Here is a 247-nt window from a genome sequence, read left to right on the forward strand (position 1 = left end):
GTACCGTCTAAATTAATTCAGACAAGAGTCTATGAACTACATCCAAACAAGACTATGAGAAGAGTTTTGGATGAAGCTTGTGACTATCGCCGCTATTGCTGGAATCAAGGCCTTGCCTTGTGGAACGAAATGTACAAGGCAAGACAAGCGCTTAAATCTTCTTTGGCTTCCGACCCGAAAAAGCTGACTGAAGAACAGAAAGTACTGCTTAAAGAAAAGCCTTCGCCGAGTGAACGAAGAGTTCGTA

Annotated in this window: 1 protein-coding gene; it reads left to right on the forward strand. The window is 42.9% G+C overall.

Features of this window, described 5'->3' with window-relative positions; genetic code table 11:
- Window positions 1-247: helix-turn-helix domain-containing protein (locus lacNas_RS05315; protein WP_244661423.1), on the forward strand; the 247-nt coding region annotated here is incomplete at both ends.

It is taken from the genome of Lactobacillus nasalidis, from assembly GCF_016587775.1.
GTDB lineage: Bacteria > Bacillota > Bacilli > Lactobacillales > Lactobacillaceae > Lactobacillus > Lactobacillus nasalidis.